The organism is Streptomyces sp. CB01635 (assembly GCF_002803065.1).
Taxonomy (GTDB): domain Bacteria; phylum Actinomycetota; class Actinomycetes; order Streptomycetales; family Streptomycetaceae; genus Streptomyces.
Window position 1 is genome coordinate 82,113 of the sequence record NZ_NNBL01000005.1, and the last position, 14,911, is coordinate 97,023.

General features: G+C 70.1%; 12 protein-coding genes. 8 read left to right on the forward strand and 4 right to left on the reverse strand.

The genetic code is table 11. The features are described from left to right. Positions 1-221: 221 nt before the first annotated feature. The 5 genes from CG723_RS17790 to CG723_RS17810 all read left to right on the forward strand — a co-directional run bounded on the left by CG723_RS17790 (position 222) and on the right by CG723_RS17810 (position 4,851). Positions 222-1,592: an NAD-binding protein gene (locus tag CG723_RS17790; protein WP_234374365.1), complete on the forward strand. Its 1,371-nt coding sequence runs from the start codon at positions 222-224 to the stop codon at positions 1,590-1,592. A gap of 252 nt (positions 1,593-1,844) precedes the next feature. Then, entirely contained in the window at positions 1,845-2,549 is a 705-nt protein-coding gene (locus CG723_RS17795) for a VanZ family protein (protein WP_100594414.1), read from the forward strand. Positions 2,550-2,653: 104 nt separating this feature from the next. Then, positions 2,654-3,352: a response regulator transcription factor gene (locus CG723_RS17800; protein ID WP_100594415.1), complete on the forward strand. Its 699-nt coding sequence runs from the start codon at positions 2,654-2,656 to the stop codon at positions 3,350-3,352. Beyond that, positions 3,345-4,460 (forward strand): sensor histidine kinase, encoded by a 1,116-nt coding sequence (locus tag CG723_RS17805; protein ID WP_100594416.1) that lies wholly within the window; start codon positions 3,345-3,347, stop codon positions 4,458-4,460. Before CG723_RS17800 ends, CG723_RS17805 begins: the two co-directional genes overlap by 8 nt. A 142-nt stretch (positions 4,461-4,602) precedes the next feature. Continuing rightward, positions 4,603-4,851, forward strand: coding sequence for a DUF6332 family protein (locus tag CG723_RS17810; RefSeq protein WP_100594417.1), 249 nt, complete (start codon positions 4,603-4,605; stop codon positions 4,849-4,851). 208 nt (positions 4,852-5,059) lie between these two features. Here the strand turns inward: CG723_RS17810 and CG723_RS17815 are convergent, their stop codons facing one another. Then, entirely contained in the window at positions 5,060-5,605 is a 546-nt protein-coding gene (locus tag CG723_RS17815; RefSeq protein ID WP_234374366.1) for a hypothetical protein, read from the reverse strand. A 623-nt stretch (positions 5,606-6,228) separates the two neighbouring features. Here CG723_RS17815 and helR point away from each other — a divergent pair. Further along, positions 6,229-8,439: an RNA polymerase recycling motor ATPase HelR gene (helR, locus tag CG723_RS17820; RefSeq protein ID WP_100594666.1), complete on the forward strand. Its 2,211-nt coding sequence runs from the start codon at positions 6,229-6,231 to the stop codon at positions 8,437-8,439. Positions 8,440-8,569: 130 nt separating this feature from the next. Here the strand turns inward: helR and CG723_RS17825 are convergent, their stop codons facing one another. Continuing rightward, complete coding sequence (locus CG723_RS17825) at positions 8,570-9,004, reverse strand: DUF6299 family protein (protein WP_100594419.1); 435 nt, start codon at positions 9,002-9,004, stop codon at positions 8,570-8,572. A 333-nt stretch (positions 9,005-9,337) separates the two neighbouring features. Between CG723_RS17825 and CG723_RS17830 the strand changes: the two genes are divergently transcribed. Both CG723_RS17830 and CG723_RS17835 read left to right on the forward strand, forming a co-directional pair. After that, positions 9,338-9,961: a GNAT family N-acetyltransferase gene (locus tag CG723_RS17830; RefSeq protein ID WP_100594420.1), complete on the forward strand. Its 624-nt coding sequence runs from the start codon at positions 9,338-9,340 to the stop codon at positions 9,959-9,961. Positions 9,962-10,269: 308 nt separating this feature from the next. Beyond that, the gene (locus tag CG723_RS17835) at positions 10,270-12,513 is read left to right on the forward strand and encodes an MMPL family transporter (RefSeq protein ID WP_100594421.1); all 2,244 of its coding nucleotides are present in this window, start codon (positions 10,270-10,272) and stop codon (positions 12,511-12,513) included. Positions 12,514-12,652: 139 nt separating this feature from the next. On the opposite strand, the gene CG723_RS17840 is transcribed toward CG723_RS17835, so the two are convergent. Together CG723_RS17840 and CG723_RS17845 are read right to left on the reverse strand one after the other, a co-directional pair. Then, positions 12,653-13,444, reverse strand: a complete 792-nt coding sequence (locus CG723_RS17840) for an inositol monophosphatase family protein (RefSeq protein WP_100594422.1) — start codon at positions 13,442-13,444, stop codon at positions 12,653-12,655. Positions 13,445-13,535: 91 nt separating this feature from the next. Continuing rightward, positions 13,536-14,909, reverse strand: a complete 1,374-nt coding sequence (locus tag CG723_RS17845; RefSeq protein ID WP_100594423.1) for an NtaA/DmoA family FMN-dependent monooxygenase — start codon at positions 14,907-14,909, stop codon at positions 13,536-13,538. Between the last annotated feature and the right edge of the window lie 2 nt (positions 14,910-14,911).

Sequence of the window (14,911 nt, forward strand, 5' to 3'; positions counted from 1 at the left end):
GACCGTGCCTCACTCATCGGACACGGCGTACGAGACAGACGTGCCGGCCAGACCGGCCCGCGCCGAAGCCCCCGCACCGAGCCTCGACCAGGCATGCCGGGCGCACTGATCAAAGGGCGGCTGAGAGCAGCCCCCACCCGTGCAGAAAGGCCGACGGTTTGAACCCGCAGACATTTCAGGATCAGGCACCTCCCCACATACCCGCCTCGGGTCAGCGCATTGTGATCATCGAGGACGACGAGGCCCTGGGGCGCTCCGCAGCGGCTCACATCGGCCGCTGGTACGGCACGGTGCAACGCCTGCCGCGGCCCGACGACGACACGCTGCGCGAGCACCTGGAGCAGTCCGTCGACGCCGTCGCCGTCGTCTCCCGCGATGACATCGTCGCCCTGCGCTATGCCTTGCTGGCCGAACATCTCAAGCCGGGCATCCGGTTGGTCGTGACCCTCTTCGACCGCACGGTCGCCGACGAGGTCTCCCGTACGGTCCCCAACTGCACCGTCCTGAGCATGACCGATGCCATCGTGCCCAGCCTCCTGGCCGAATGCCTCGCCCCGAGCTACGCGATGCTCCAGCCCGACGGCGGGGGCGTCATCGCGGTCCGGCGGGAGGACGGGACCACGTCCGTCGAGCATCTGAACGGACGTGCCCTCGCGGCCCACGCGCATGTTCACCCCCGCGCGTCCTTCCCTGCCTGGCTGCGTTCCCTCGGGACGTCCGCGAAGGCGCTCATCGCGAGTCTGGCCGCCCTGTCGGTGGCCTTCTCGGTGGACATCGCGCTCGGCGTCCTCGTCCTGCACGAGCACTGGACCGACTCCGTGTGGAACGCCGCCCGCGCGCTCACCACGATCGGCTCCTCGCCGGCGGCCGAGCACGGACCCGGCTGGTACAAGGTCCTGTCCGCCGTCTCGATGCTCGCCGTCCTGGTGCTGGCGGCCATCTTCACCGCGAGCGTCGTCGACCGGTTCACGGGACACCGCATGACGAGCATCCTGGGCGCCCGGTCCATCCCGCGCCGCGGCCACGTCATCGTCGTCGGCCTCGGGCAGGTGGGCCTGCGGCTGTCCGCGCGGCTGAAGGACCTCGGCATCAAGGTCGTCGCCGTGGAGCGCAACCCCCAGGCGGCGTGCCTCCCTCTGGCCCGCTCCCTGAACATCCCCGTCGTCCTCGGCCGGGGCGGTGACCGCTTCCTGCTCGAACGCCTCTCCGTCTTGCGGGCCCGTGGTCTTGCCGCGGTCGGCTCGGACAGTCTGGCGAACATGGCTGTCGCGGTCGCGGCCCGGGCCGTCGCCCCCGACCAGCGGATCATCCTGCGCGCCGGAAGCGACGAGGTCACGACGGACTCGCAGTCCCTGTTCCGGATCGGCGCGGTGTGCGACTTCCCGCGCATCGTTGGCGCCTTCGTCGCCGCATCGGTACTGGGCGCCGAACCGTCCAGCGTCTTCGTCGCCGAGGACCGCACCTGCGCCCTGTTCCCGGACGGACAGGTGGTGGATCTCGCCACGTGGGACACACGCCCCGAGCCATCCGAGGACGAGACCGCACCTGGCCGTACTGCGCCAGACGTTGAAGCGTCAGCGGCCACGAACTGAGTGCGGACTCACCGCGCTCGCACCACTGGCCCGTTGGGCTGCCGTCCGCTCCACCCGGCATGCCGTGACCACGGCCGAGGAAAAGGAGGGGACACCCGATCGAGCGTGACCGACGCGCCGGCGTGCTCACCCGCGGCGGGACCATCTCACTGCCGGCTGGCGCCAGTTCCTTGACGCCGGATATTCCGTGTATCGCGGGCGTATCGAAAATCGCATACGCCACCGCAACGGCCCGCCGTCTCCAATGGGGCCATGAACCACGACGCATCCCTGCCGGCACCGCCCGGCCGCACACGCAGGATCGTGTTCCTCGGCCTGGCGATCGTCGCCTTGGCGAGCGGCGCGTTCGTTGTGCGCGGGCCGCTCATGATGTCCGCTCCGAGGTGCATGGCCGGGCGGTGGCACGGCTGCTTCGACACGTTCAACGGTGTGGTGCTCATGACGTTGGTCGCGCTGCCGTTGGCCGCGCTGGTGGCGTGGGCTCTGACGCTCCGTCGGCGTGCCGCCGGCGTCACATCGGCGTGGCGGATGTCGCTGGCCGAGGTGGGCATGGTCCACGGGACGGTGCCGTTCCTGTGGCTGACCATGATGCCGGGCGCCGGGGCCGGCATCGTCCCCGCCCGGGTGAGCCTGGTACCCCTGCGGGACCTGGTCACGATGGGGACGCTCGGGATCGTGGGCAACCTGCTGGTCTTCGCTTCGTTGGGGTTCTTCGCCCCGATGCGGTTCGCGGCACTGGCATCCGTGCCGCGGAACCTGGCGCTCGGGGCGGGCTGCTCGGTCCTGGTCGAAACCGCACAGTACGTCCTGCGCCTTGACCGGGTGTCCTCAGTGGACGACGTACTGGTCAACGCCGCCGGCGCCGTACTGGCCGCGCTGGCGTCGCGCCACTGGTGGCGCACTGCGGCGCAAGCGCCGTCGGACCAGCCCCGCCCCGCGCCGGCACCGACAGGGTGAGTGGCGTGTCCGGTGTGCACACTTCTTTGCGCCCGGCCTTGCATAGGCCTTTGCACACGCCCTTGCATACGTCGGCGATATGTTCTGCTGCTTAGGCTTCGCACATGCGCGTACTGATCGTGGAGGACGAGCCCTACCTGGCCGAAGCCGTCCGTGACGGTCTACGCCTTGAGGCGATCGCCGCCGACATCGCCGGCGACGGCGACTCCGCCCTGGAACTCCTCAGCGTCAACTCCTACGACCTCGCGGTCCTCGACCGCGACATCCCCGGCCCCTCCGGCGACGAGGTGGCCCGACGCATCGTCGCCTCCGGCAGCGGCATCCCGATCCTCATGCTCACCGCCGCCGACCGGATCGACGACAAGGCTTCCGGGTTCGGGCTCGGCGCCGACGACTACCTCACCAAACCGTTCGCGCTGCGGGAGCTCGTCCTGCGGCTGAGGGCGCTCGACCGCAGACGCGCGTACGCCCGGCCTCCGGTCCACGAGATCGCGGGCCTGCGGTTCGACCCCTTCCGCCGGGAGGTCTTCCGCGACGGACGCTATGTGGCGCTCACCCGCAAACAGTTCGCCGTCCTTGAAGTCCTCGTCGGCGCCGAGGGCGGGGTCGTCAGCGCCGAAGAACTCCTTGAACGGGCGTGGGACGAGAATGCCGACCCCCTCACCAACGCCGTGCGCATCACCGTCTCGGCGCTGCGCAAACGGCTCGGCGAACCATGGATCATCGCCACGGTGCCCGGCGTCGGCTACCGGATCGACACCGGTCCGGACATCACCGCCCCCGGCAGTACGCCGCATGGATAGGCGTCCAGGGCTCAGCGCCCGACTGAAACTCACCCTCAGCTACGCCGGATTCCTCGCCGTCGCCGGCGCTCTCCTGCTGGCCGTGGTGTGGGTGTTCCTGCTGCGCTACGTACCTGACAACCCCAAGGGCCTTCTCGGGATCTCGCCCAACCGCTACCTCCTTGTGCACACCTTCGCGCCCGCCGCGGCCGTGGCGATGGTCTTCCTGCTCGTGTTCGGCCTCGTCGGGGGATGGATCCTCGCCGGCCGTATGCTCGCACCGCTCACACAGATCACGGATGCGGCACGGAAGGCCGGGAGCGGGTCGCTGTCCCACCGGATCCATATGAAGGGCCGCCAGGACGAATTCCGTGAACTCTCCGACGCGTTCGACTCGATGCTCCAACAACTCGAGTCCCACGTCGCCGAGCAGCAGAGGTTCGCCGCGAACGCCTCCCACGAACTGCGCACCCCGCTGGCGATCTCGCGGACGCTCCTCGACGTCGCCCGCAAGGACCCCACGCGGGACCGGGACGAAGTCATCGAGCGCCTGCACGCCGTCAATACGCGGGCGATCGACCTCACCGAGGCCCTCCTGCTGCTCAGCCGTGGCGAGCGCGGAAGCTTCATCCGCGAGAGCGTCGACCTCTCCCTCATCGCCGAAGAAGCCGCCGAAACGCTGCTCCCCCTCGCCGAAAAGCGCCGCATCACGCTCGACGTCACCGGCGGGGCGGCCCGGACCAGCGGCTCCGCGGAGCTCCTGCTGCGGATGGTGACGAACCTCGTCCAGAACGCCATCGTCCACAACCTCCCCGCCGGCGGCACCGTGACGGTCCACACCGAGAGGCACGGCGACACGAGCGTGCTGCGGGTCGAGAACACAGGTCCTCGGCTCCCACCGGAACTGGTGCCGACCCTCACCGAACCCTTCCGGCGCGGAACGGAACGCGTACGCACCGACGAGCACGCCGGCGTCGGGCTCGGCCTGGCCATCGTCCACAGCATCGTCCGCGCCCACGACGGGACCCTCGACCTCGTCCCCGGCCCCACCGGCGGTCTCCTCGTCACGGTCCGGCTTCCCGGCACGCCGTCGGCATGGTTCCCGAGCATGGTTGGCGGTCCTGAATAGCGTCGTGGCACCGGAGCCGACCCGACCAGGCTCGCCCGGGCCGCCGTCGCACCCACGGGCCGGACGGCGAAGTTCTCCCGGAGTCCCTCCACGTGCGCGCACGCACGTGGCCGGATGGCGGATCGGCTGCGATGCTGCCCCTATGGGGACAAGACTGCGGCGCAGCCAGGCCGAGCGGGACGAGGTCACCGTCGAGATCGGCTATGCGCTGTTCAGCGCGTGCTTCCTCGGAGGCATCGTCTTCGCGACGATCGCCGGCCCCGCCTTCGTCTGGCGCCTCCCTCCCTCGGTCGAGCGCTCATTGGTGGCTACGGGGACTGTGGTCGGCGGCGTCCTGGCAGTGATGCGCGTCGTCCACGTCCTGTGGAAATTCGACTCTCAACACCGCTGACGGACAACCAGGCGCGGGCGGTCGCCGCATCAGCTCGGCCGGCGGTAGGGAACGTCAGGGATGTGAGCCTTCCATTCCTGTTCCATGAGAGGGCCCGACCCGGCGCAGAGGCCCCGGATCAGCCGCGCCGGGGCGAGGGCTCGGGTGAAGAACCTGCCGTTCTCGTCCACCGCGGTAGACGCTGAGCCGTCGGGGCTGCAGGCCGAACTCATTGCCCGCCGAGTCGGAGCGCGCCGATCACGTACAGGCTCCCGGATACCGTCGTGAGCAGAAAGGCGAGAGCCGTGTGTACGACGAGCCCTCCTCCCGGGGCAAGGCCCAGGTATGCCCGTGCCGCACGGCTCACCCGGGGTCGGGGGACTCCTCGCGCGGCGTTCGCGTCGGCCTTCTCGATCGCTCGGCGAAGCTTCCCGCGGGATCTCTTCGTCGTGATGCCCAGGCGCACACCATGGGCGTCGCACACCACCAGGGTGCGGTGCGCGCCGCCGTACGAAAAGGTCGTGAGCAGGCGGACGGTGGCGATCCGGTTCAGGTCGACGGACCGTTCGCCGGTCAGGGTGCGCGCGGTCAGGTGCGACGACGAGTGCCGGAACGGGGCTCGTTCCTCGCACAGCTCGGTGAGGAGGAGGAAGCCGATCATCGCGCACAGCAGGCCGAGCACGATCGGTGTGCCTTCGGGGACTGCCCCGGTCCGGGCCAGTTCGTAGCCGGCGAGGGGCAGGAGAAGAACAGCCAGCGCCAGTCCCGATCCCACGCGCGCACGCGCCACACTGCTGGTTGTACTCGCTTCCACTGACGCCCCCCGTTTCAGCCGACGGGCACCAGCATGCATGAGCGGTGGGTTGTGCCGCACTGCCGATGTCCGGCAATCTTCGGCACGGGATCCGCCAGGAGCAGGAGCGGGACGCAGGACCGCACGCGTCCCCGGAACACCCTTGCGCCTGATCATCCATCAAGTCGAGCTGGTTCCAAGCCAGTTGGACCGGACCGACTGTGTACGCGAGCCTCTGCGGGGGGCTTCGGCCGGTCACGTGGGAGCGTTGCGTGGCACGTCGCCGCCGCTTGAAGGATGTGCTCGTACGAGAGAGCACGATGTGCCCGTCCCCAGAGAGCAAGAAAGGCAAGGAGGACTTCCCACTCCTTGCCACTCTTAATTTATAGCGCACTGGGGGGCTTGCGGCAAGGCCCCCACCTTGCCGCACAATCGCTGGCCGAGGCCCGAACCCTGCGGAAATGGGAGATCAACGAAGTGCACTTGCTGTTGTCGGTTTATGGGTCGTGCGGTGGTGTCGCGCCGGTGCGGGCGCTCGGCGCCGAGGTGCCGGTGGGCGCCGCGTCGGACTTCGCACGCGTGACCTCGGATCGGAGCTGATGACATTGACCTCCACGACCACCAGTGCGTTCGACCTTCCCGAGCGTCTTTCCTCCAAGGCCGATGCGACGCTGATCGCCGGCGATGAGCAGCACTTCGCGGCAATCGCGAGCAGCCTCGACCAGACGATCACCGAGCTCTCCGACCGTCTCGACGTCCTGCGCAAGGCCCCCGGCGGCATCGGCCGCGAGGCGATGGACCGGGACTCGGAGATCCACCGGCTGACCGGCCGCCTGCGCGCCCTGCGCCGCTTCGGCCTGGACCTGTGCCTGGGCCGTGTCGTCGGCGCGGACGACGCCGAGCCCCTGTACATCGGGCGGCTCGGCCTCACCGACAGCGAGGGCCGTCGGCTGCTTGTCGACTGGCGCTCCCCCGCCGCCGAGCCGTTCTTCGCGGCGACGCACGCCAACCCGATGCGCCTGGCGAGCCGCCGCCGGTACCGCTGGACCGGTGGCCGGATCAGTGACTACTGGGACGAGGTGTTCACCGCCGACGGCCTGGAACAGCGGGCCGCGCTCGACGACCAGTCCGCGTTCATCGCCAGCCTGGGCAGCAACCGTTCGGCCCGTATGCGTGACGTCCTCGGCACCATCCAGGCCGACCAGGACGCCATCATCCGCGCCGGTTCGCGCGGAGCGCTCGTCGTCGACGGCGGGCCCGGCACGGGCAAGACCGTCGTCGCCCTGCACCGTTCCGCGTACCTCCTCTACTCCGACCCGCGCCTCAGCCACCGTCGGGGCGGTGTGCTGTTCGTCGGTCCGCACCGGCCCTACCTGGACTACGTAGCCGATGTCCTGCCGAGCCTCGGGGAGGAAGGCGTGCAGACCTGCATCCTGCAGGACCTCGTCGCCGAGGGCGTGACGGCGGAGGTCGAGACCGACCCGGACGTGGCCCGCCTGAAGTCGTCGGCGGCCATGGTGCAGGCGATCGAGAAGGCCGTCAGGTTCTACGAGGAGCCGCCCACCAAGGGCATGACCGCCACGACTGCGTGGTCCGACATCTGGGTGAGCGCCGACGACTGGGCCGAAGCGTTCAAGGCTCCGGGTCCGGGCGCTGCGCACAACGAGGCGCGCGAGCAGGTCTGGGAGGAACTGGCCACGATCCTCATGGACAAGCAGGGTATGGACGAGGACGAGGACGAGGACGAGGACGGCGTCTCGCCCGATCTGTTCCTGCGGTCGCTGCGGCAGGACAGGGATCTGGTCGCGGCCCTCAACAGCGCGTGGCCGCTGCTCGAGGCCGCCGACCTGGTCTCCGACCTCTGGACGGTCCCCGCCTACCTGCGAATGTGTGCCCCCTGGCTCGACCGCGACGACGTGGCGAAGCTGCAGCGCAAGGATGCCCCCCAGGCCTGGACGGTGTCCGACCTGCCACTCCTCGACGCGGCTCGGCAGCGCCTCGGTGACCCGGAGGCGGCGCGGCGCAAGCGGCGGCACGACGCCGCCGTCGCCGCCGAGCGCGAGCGCATGGCCCTCGTCATCGACGACATCATCTCGGCAGCCGACTTCAACTCGGCCGGCGACGACAGCGAGGGCGCGGTGCGGATGCTGCGTGGGAAGGACCTCCAGGACAGCCTGATCGACGAGAGCGCGCTGCCCACGGCCGACCCGGACCGGCTCGCGGGACCGTTCGCCCACATCGTCGTGGACGAGGCACAGGAACTGACCGACGCGGAGTGGCAGATGCTGCTGCTTCGCTGTCCGTCGCGGAGTTTCACCATCGTCGGGGACCGTGCTCAGGCGAGGCACGGGTTCACGGAGTCGTGGGAGGAGCGCCTGGAGCGGGCCGGGCTCGACCGGATCAAGCTGGCCTCCCTGAGCATCAACTACCGCACGCCGGAAGAGGTCATGACGGAAGCCGAGCCGGTTATCCGGGCCGAGCTCCCCGACGCCAACGTGCCGACATCCATCCGCAGCAGCGGCGTCCCCGTCGTCCACGGACCGGTCACGGACCTGGACTCGATCCTCGACACCTGGCTCGCCGCGCACGACGACGGGATCGCCTGCGTCATCGGCGACCCCACGTTCCGGGCGACGTCACGCGTCCGGTCCCTGACCCCGGAACTGTCGAAGGGCCTCGAATTCGATCTGGTCGTGCTCATCGATCCGGAGGAGTTCGGCGACGGCATCGAAGGAGCGGTCGACCGCTATGTAGCGATGACCCGGACGACGCAGCAGCTCGTCATCCTGACGAGTTCCTTCCTGACGAGTTCCTGACCCGGGAGGGACAGGCCGGCGTGATCGCCGCTCGGTGATCGTGCGGATCGCCGCTGAAGGTTCACGGGTGTGCCCGGGCCCGCCGCGTACGTGGCGGGCCCGGCCACACGGGAGTACAGGCGTGCGCCTCTCAGATGCGGTCGTCCACAAGACGGACCGGCTCCTCCTGCCCCGCCAGGGCGCGCGGCATCGGCAGTCCGCCGTCGGACTCCAGAGTCATCAGGTGCGCGTCGACGGCCGCCCGGCCTTCGTGGAAGCCGAGGTCCATCAGACCGTCCACCGGCCCGCTGCTGCTCCACTCGTGTTCCTGTCCGTCGCACCGGGCCTCGGTGCTGCCGAAGCCGAGCCGCTTGTTGTCCTGGACCAGGTTGCTGGAGACGAAGACGGCGCGGGCGGATGACGACGTCTCGCACCGGTAGGTGCCGGAGAGGGTGAGGGTTCCGTCCGGCGCGATCCGGGCCAGCTGGTGCGCGGAAATGCTGCCGCTGAAGGAGTCGGCTGACGCGCTCGGGCTGAGCACGACAACCGCGGTCAGGGCGGCCAGGGCCAGTGCGGGAAGGCGCATGAATTTCCTCCGTTGGGAAGCTGGTCGGCGGTGAAACCGTCGAACCGCATTCTGCTGATCACGCGCGCCGAACTCACTCACAGTCACCCCGATGTTGGGGTCATTGCCCCGGACGGCGGCGTGGGCATGACCCGACAGCCAGATGGCGTCCGTCGACGCCATGGACACAGGCCAGTCCCTGTTCCTCGACCACCGCGACCCGGAGGTCGTCAGCCGGATCGGCAAGCTCCGGCCGACCACCTGACGCTCGCGCTTCGACCGGGCCGACGCGGCTGCCGATCGCCTGCGCACACATCCGGCCGCAGCTCTCCCCCTCGGCAGCACAATGTCTCGGTGCTCACACTCACCGACATCGCCGAGGACCCGCTCGTTCTGACGCGCCGCCTGCGCCTGCGCGACGGTTCGCGAGCCGTGCTGCGCCCTCTCGTCCACGCCGACGTGAAGCGCCTGGCCGACTTCCTTGCGGGGCTGTCCCCGGAGTCGAGGCGGCTGAGCACATTCGACGGATACGACCTCACGGCGGCCCACGAACTGTGTGACGCGATCGCCCGTTACGACAAGCTGCGGCTGGTACTCGAGGACGAGTCCTCGGAGCGGATCGTGGGCCTGTTCGAGCTGAGCCTCGCGCTCACCGCCTCCGACATCGCGCGCTACCGGGTCGCCGGAATCCCCCTCACCGAGCGGACCGACTGCCGCTTCGGCCCCACTCTGGCCGACGCGTATCAGGGCAGCGGGGTGGGCTCGCTCGTCATCCCGCTCGTCATGGAGGCCGTACGACGGCTCGGGCGGACGCGGGTCATCCTGTGGGGCGGCGTCCTCGCCGACAACGCGCGAGCACTGCGCTTCTACGAGAAGAACGGGTTCCAGCTCGTCGGCCCCTTCACCGGACCGGACGGCACGCCGTCGCTGGACATGATCCTTACCCTCCCCCTCCACCTACCGCCACGGCTCGCGTGACCTGCGCAAACACCTGAGCCCGGCCCGGGTCCGGCGCCGGATGCGGACTCGTCCCCAGGTCCCCGCCTCCACCTCCCGTCTGCACCCACGGCTCTACAAAAGAGGTCCCGCGGTCATACCGGGGGATGACCGGCCACCGAGTCCGACTACCGCAGGCGTGGGCCGGAGTCCGGCCCGGAGGCTGACATCCGGGCTCCGGAATGCGGCGACGATAGAGGGAGAAATCCTGCTGACTTCCCTGACGTGCCATGGCACCGCCGGGCGGTCGCCCCTGCCTCCGCCTCCACCCGACGGGAGTCTCTTTCGCCGTGGCTACCTTCCTTTACAAACTAGGGCGCCTCTCCTTCAGGCGGCGCCGCTATGTGGCACTCCTGTGGGTGCTGCTCCTGGGCGGCATCGGATACGCGTCCTCGGCCGCGCCCGCGCCGCCCGCCGACTCGTTCTCCATGCCGGGCACGGACTCCCAGAAGGCCTTCGACCTGCTCGACGAGCGCTTCCCCGCCGCCAGCGCGGAGGGCGCGACCGCCCGCGTCGTCATCCGGGCGCCGGAGGGCGAGAAGATCACCGACCCCGCCGCGAAGGCCGAGGTCCGCCGGCTCGTCACAGCGCTCGGCAAGGGTCCGCAGGTCGCCGGCGTGGCCGACCCGTACAAGGCGAACGCCGTCAGCAAGGACGGCACCACCGCGTACGCGTCCGTCACCTACAAGGTGATCTCGACGGAGCTCACGGACAAGACGCACGACGCGCTGACCGACGCCACCGACAAGACCCGCGCCGAGGGCTTCGCCGTCGAGACGGGCGGTGACGCGGTCCAGGCCGAGCAGGAGATGGGCGGCTCCGCCGAGCTCATCGGGATCGCCGTCTCCGCGGTCGTCCTCGTCATCACCTTCGGCTCGCTGATCGCCGCCGGCCTTCCGCTGCTGACCGCCATCATCGGCGTCGGAATCGGTGTCTCCGGCATCGCCGCCCTGGGCAGCGTCCTCAACCTCTCGGGCACGACCTCGACGCTGGCGATGATGATCGGGCTCGCGGTCGGGATCGACTACGCCCTCTTCATCGTCTCCCGCTACCGCGCCGAGATAGCCGAGGGCCGGGAACCGGAGGAAGCGGCGGGCCGGGCCACCGGCACCGCGGGCTCCGCCGTGGTCTTCGCCGGACTGACCGTCATCGTGGCTCTCGCGGGTCTGTCGGTCGTCAACATCCCCATGCTCACCAAGATGGGCCTCGCAGCGGCGGCCACGGTGGCCATCGCCGTGCTCATCGCGCTGACCATGATCCCCGCGCTGCTCGGTTTCGCGGGCAAGCGCGCCCTGCGCCGCAGGGACCGTAAGAACCTCGCGAAGCCGGTCGCCGCGCACAGTGCCAGGGATGCCAAGGACGCCAAGCCCAACCTCGGCACCCGCTGGGCGCGCCTCGTGCTGCGCCGCCCCGTCACCGTGCTGCTGATCGGTGTACTCGGCCTGGGCGCGGTCGCCGTCCCGGCGACGAGCCTGGAGCTCGGGCTGCCCGACGAGGGGACATCGGCGCCGGACACCACGCAGCGCAAGGCGTACGACATGCTGTCCGAGTCGTTCGGGGCGGGCTTCAACGGCCCGCTGATGGTCACCGTCGACACGGGCGGAGCCAAGGACGCTGCCGCCGCCGCCAAGACGGTGGGCACGTCCCTCGCCAAGGTCGACGGCGTCGCGGCGGTCACCCCCGCCTCGGTGAACCCGGCCGGTGACACGGCGATCATCACGGTCGTCCCGACCACGGGACCGAGCGACCACAAGACCGAGGAACTCGTCAAGACGATCAGGTCCACCGCGAGTGGCCTGGAGGCGGACACCAACTCCGACGTCCTGGTCAGCGGGCAGACGGCGATGACCATCGACTTCTCCCAGACCCTCAACGACGCGCTGCTGCCCTACCTCGGTCTCGTCGTCGGGCTCGCCTTCCTGCTCCTGATGCTGGTCTTCCGCTCGGTTCTCGTCCCGCTGAAGGCGGCCCTCGGCTTCCTGCTGTCGGTCGCCGCGGCCCTCGGCGCAGTCGTCGCCGTGTTCCAGTGGGGCTGGCTCGCGGACATCGTCGGCGTCGACCAGCCGGGCCCCATCATGTCGATGATGCCGATCTTCATGATCGGCGTGGTGTTCGGCCTGGCGATGGACTACGAGGTGTTCCTCGTGACGCGGATGCGCGAGGCGTACGTCCATGGGGCGCGCCCCGGCGAGGCGGTCGTGACCGGCTTCAAGCACGGCGGCCGGGTCGTCGGCGCGGCGGCGATCATCATGATCAGCGTCTTCTCCGGGTTCATCATGGAGAACAACGACATGATCAAGATGATGGGCTTCGGGCTCGCCATCGCGGTGTTCTTCGACGCCTTCGTCGTCCGCATGGCGATCGTCCCGGCGGTCCTCGCCCTGCTCGGCAAGTCTGCCTGGTGGCTGCCCCGCTGGCTCGACAAGATCCTGCCCAACGTGGATGTCGAGGGCGAGAAACTGCACAAGACCCTCGCCCCGTCGTCGTCACCGGCGGCCGAGGAGGAGCGGGAGCTGGAGCCCGTACGCGGCTGAGCCCACGGTCCCGCCCGATCCGGGGCCACCTCCCCACCGCAAGCCCGCCGCCCCGGTGATCACAGTCACCGGGGCGGCGGGCTTGCGGCCGTGCACACAACCGCCCCGGCGCAGGCGGGCGGCGGTCGCCGCGGCACCTTCAGCCGCGGATCATCGACATCAGCTCCCCATGCGTCTCGGTGTCGGCGGCCACCACAAGTCCGCGCCCGGCAGGCCCAGTTGGGGCACCGTCGATCCCGGTGACTACGCAGCCGGCGGCCCGGCACAGTGCGATACCCGCGGCGAAATGCACACTCCCGGTGAGGTCACCGCCATCAGTGACGTACGCGGCGCGCTTGCCGGCCGCGACCCAGGCCAGCGCCAGCGTCGTCGACACGACCCGCGGCCGGAACCGCTCGACGAACGCCGGATGGGCCAGCAGATCAACGGCCCGGAAGCCGGGCCGGCCGATGAACGGCGGGTCCAGGTTGACATCCACGAGCGAGGTGGCGGAGGTCGGGGCCAGCGGCTCGTCCACCCCGTCGCGCCGCACCCACGCGCTCGTCCCGTCCGTGAAGAACACCTCGCCGCTGAACGGGTCGGCCACCGCCGCCGCTCCATCGCGCAGCGCCACGTTGACTGCGACGAGCATGCTGCCGACGGCGTAGTTCAGCGTGCCGCACAACGGATCCACCAGCCATTGGCGCGCGGCATCGGCCGTGCCTTGCTGCCCGCCTTCCTCACCGACCACCGCGTCGTCGGGGCGGGCGGCTCGGATGACGTCGACAATGGCCTTCTCGGCCTCCACGTCGGCGGCGGTGGCAAAGTCCCCCGCACCCTTGTCGATGCGGGTGAGGCGTCGCCCGTACAGGCTGCGCACCACGTCGGCACCGGCACTCGCCGCGGCCGTCGCGACCACGGAATCGTCAGAACTCGCAGATGAGTTGATCACGCGGTGCAGGGTATCGGGCGGCGCCGGACCCGGCGGCGGGGAGCTCACCGCCGGGTCCGACCAGGGTGCACAGCGCGTGGCGGACAGGTCGTTACGACGCCGCTCGCCGGGTCCCGGCTTCCACGGCGGTCGGTTCGCTCAGGCCCAAGTGGTCGCGCAGGGTGGTGCCCTCGTACTCCGTGCGGTACACCCCGCGCTCCTGGAGCAGCGGGACGACGGTGTCGGCGAAGGCGTCGAGGCCGCCGGGGGTGATGTGCGGGACGAGGATGAAGCCGTCGGCCGCGTCCGCCTGGACGAAGTCGTTGATCGTCTCGGCGACCGTGGCCGGGGAGCCCACGAACGACTGGCGGTTGCCGGTCTCGATGACGAGATCCCGGATCGACCACTTGTTGGCGGCGGCGCGCTCCCGCCACTCGCGGGCGGTGGCGAGCGGGTCGCGGTACATGCGGACCTGGGCGCGGCCGCGCGCGATGGTGTGCTCGCCGAGGTCGGGGTCGATCTCGGGGAGCGGGCCGTCCGGGTCGTAGCCGGACAGGTCACGGTTCCAGACGAACTCCAGGTGCTTGATCGCGGTGGCGCCGCTGACCTGCTGCCGGCGTACCTCTCGGGCCAGTTCCGCCGCCTCGGCGTCACTCTCACCGAGCACGAACGTCGCGGCGGGCAGGATCAGGAGCTGGTCGGACGTACGGCCGTGGCGGGCCAGTCTGCCCTTGACGTCCGTGTAGAACGCCTGACCCTCCTTGAGGGTGCTGTACCGGCTGAAGATCGCGTCGGCGCTCGACGCGGCGAACTCCCGCCCCTCGTCGGAGTCGCCTGCCTGGAAGATCACCGGGCGGCCCTGGGGGCTGCGGGGGACGTTGAACTGCCCGCTGATGTCGAAGTGCTGTCCCTGGTGGACGAAGGCTCCGGCCTGGGCGTCGCGCAGGAAGGTGCCGCTCGCCTGGTCGGCGACGATCTCGTCGCCGTGCCACGAGTCGAACAGCTCGCTCGCGGTGGTCAGGAACTCCTTGGCCCGCGAGTACCGCTCGTCCTGCGGCAGGAACCCGCCGCGCCGGAAGTTCTCGCCGGTGAACGCGTCCCAGGAGGTGACGACGTTCCACGCGGCACGCCCGTCCGAGAGGTGGTCGAGGCTGGCGAACTGGCGGGCGACCTCGTAGGGCTCGTTGAAGGTGGAGTTGATGGTGCCGGTCAGGCCGAGGCGCTCGGTGACCGCGGCGAGCGCGGTGAGGATCGTGAAGGTGTCGGGCCGCCCCACGACGTCCAAGTCGTAGATTTCGCCGGCCTGTTCACGCAGGCGCAGCCCTTCGGCCAGGAACAGGAAGTCGAACTTGGCCCGCTCGGCCGTCTGCGCGAAGTGGGCGAAGGAGCTGAACTCGACGTGGCTGCCGGCCTTGGGGTCGCTCCACACGGTGGTGTTGTTGACGCCCGGGAAGTGGGCCGCGAGGTGGATCTGCTTGCGGGGCATGG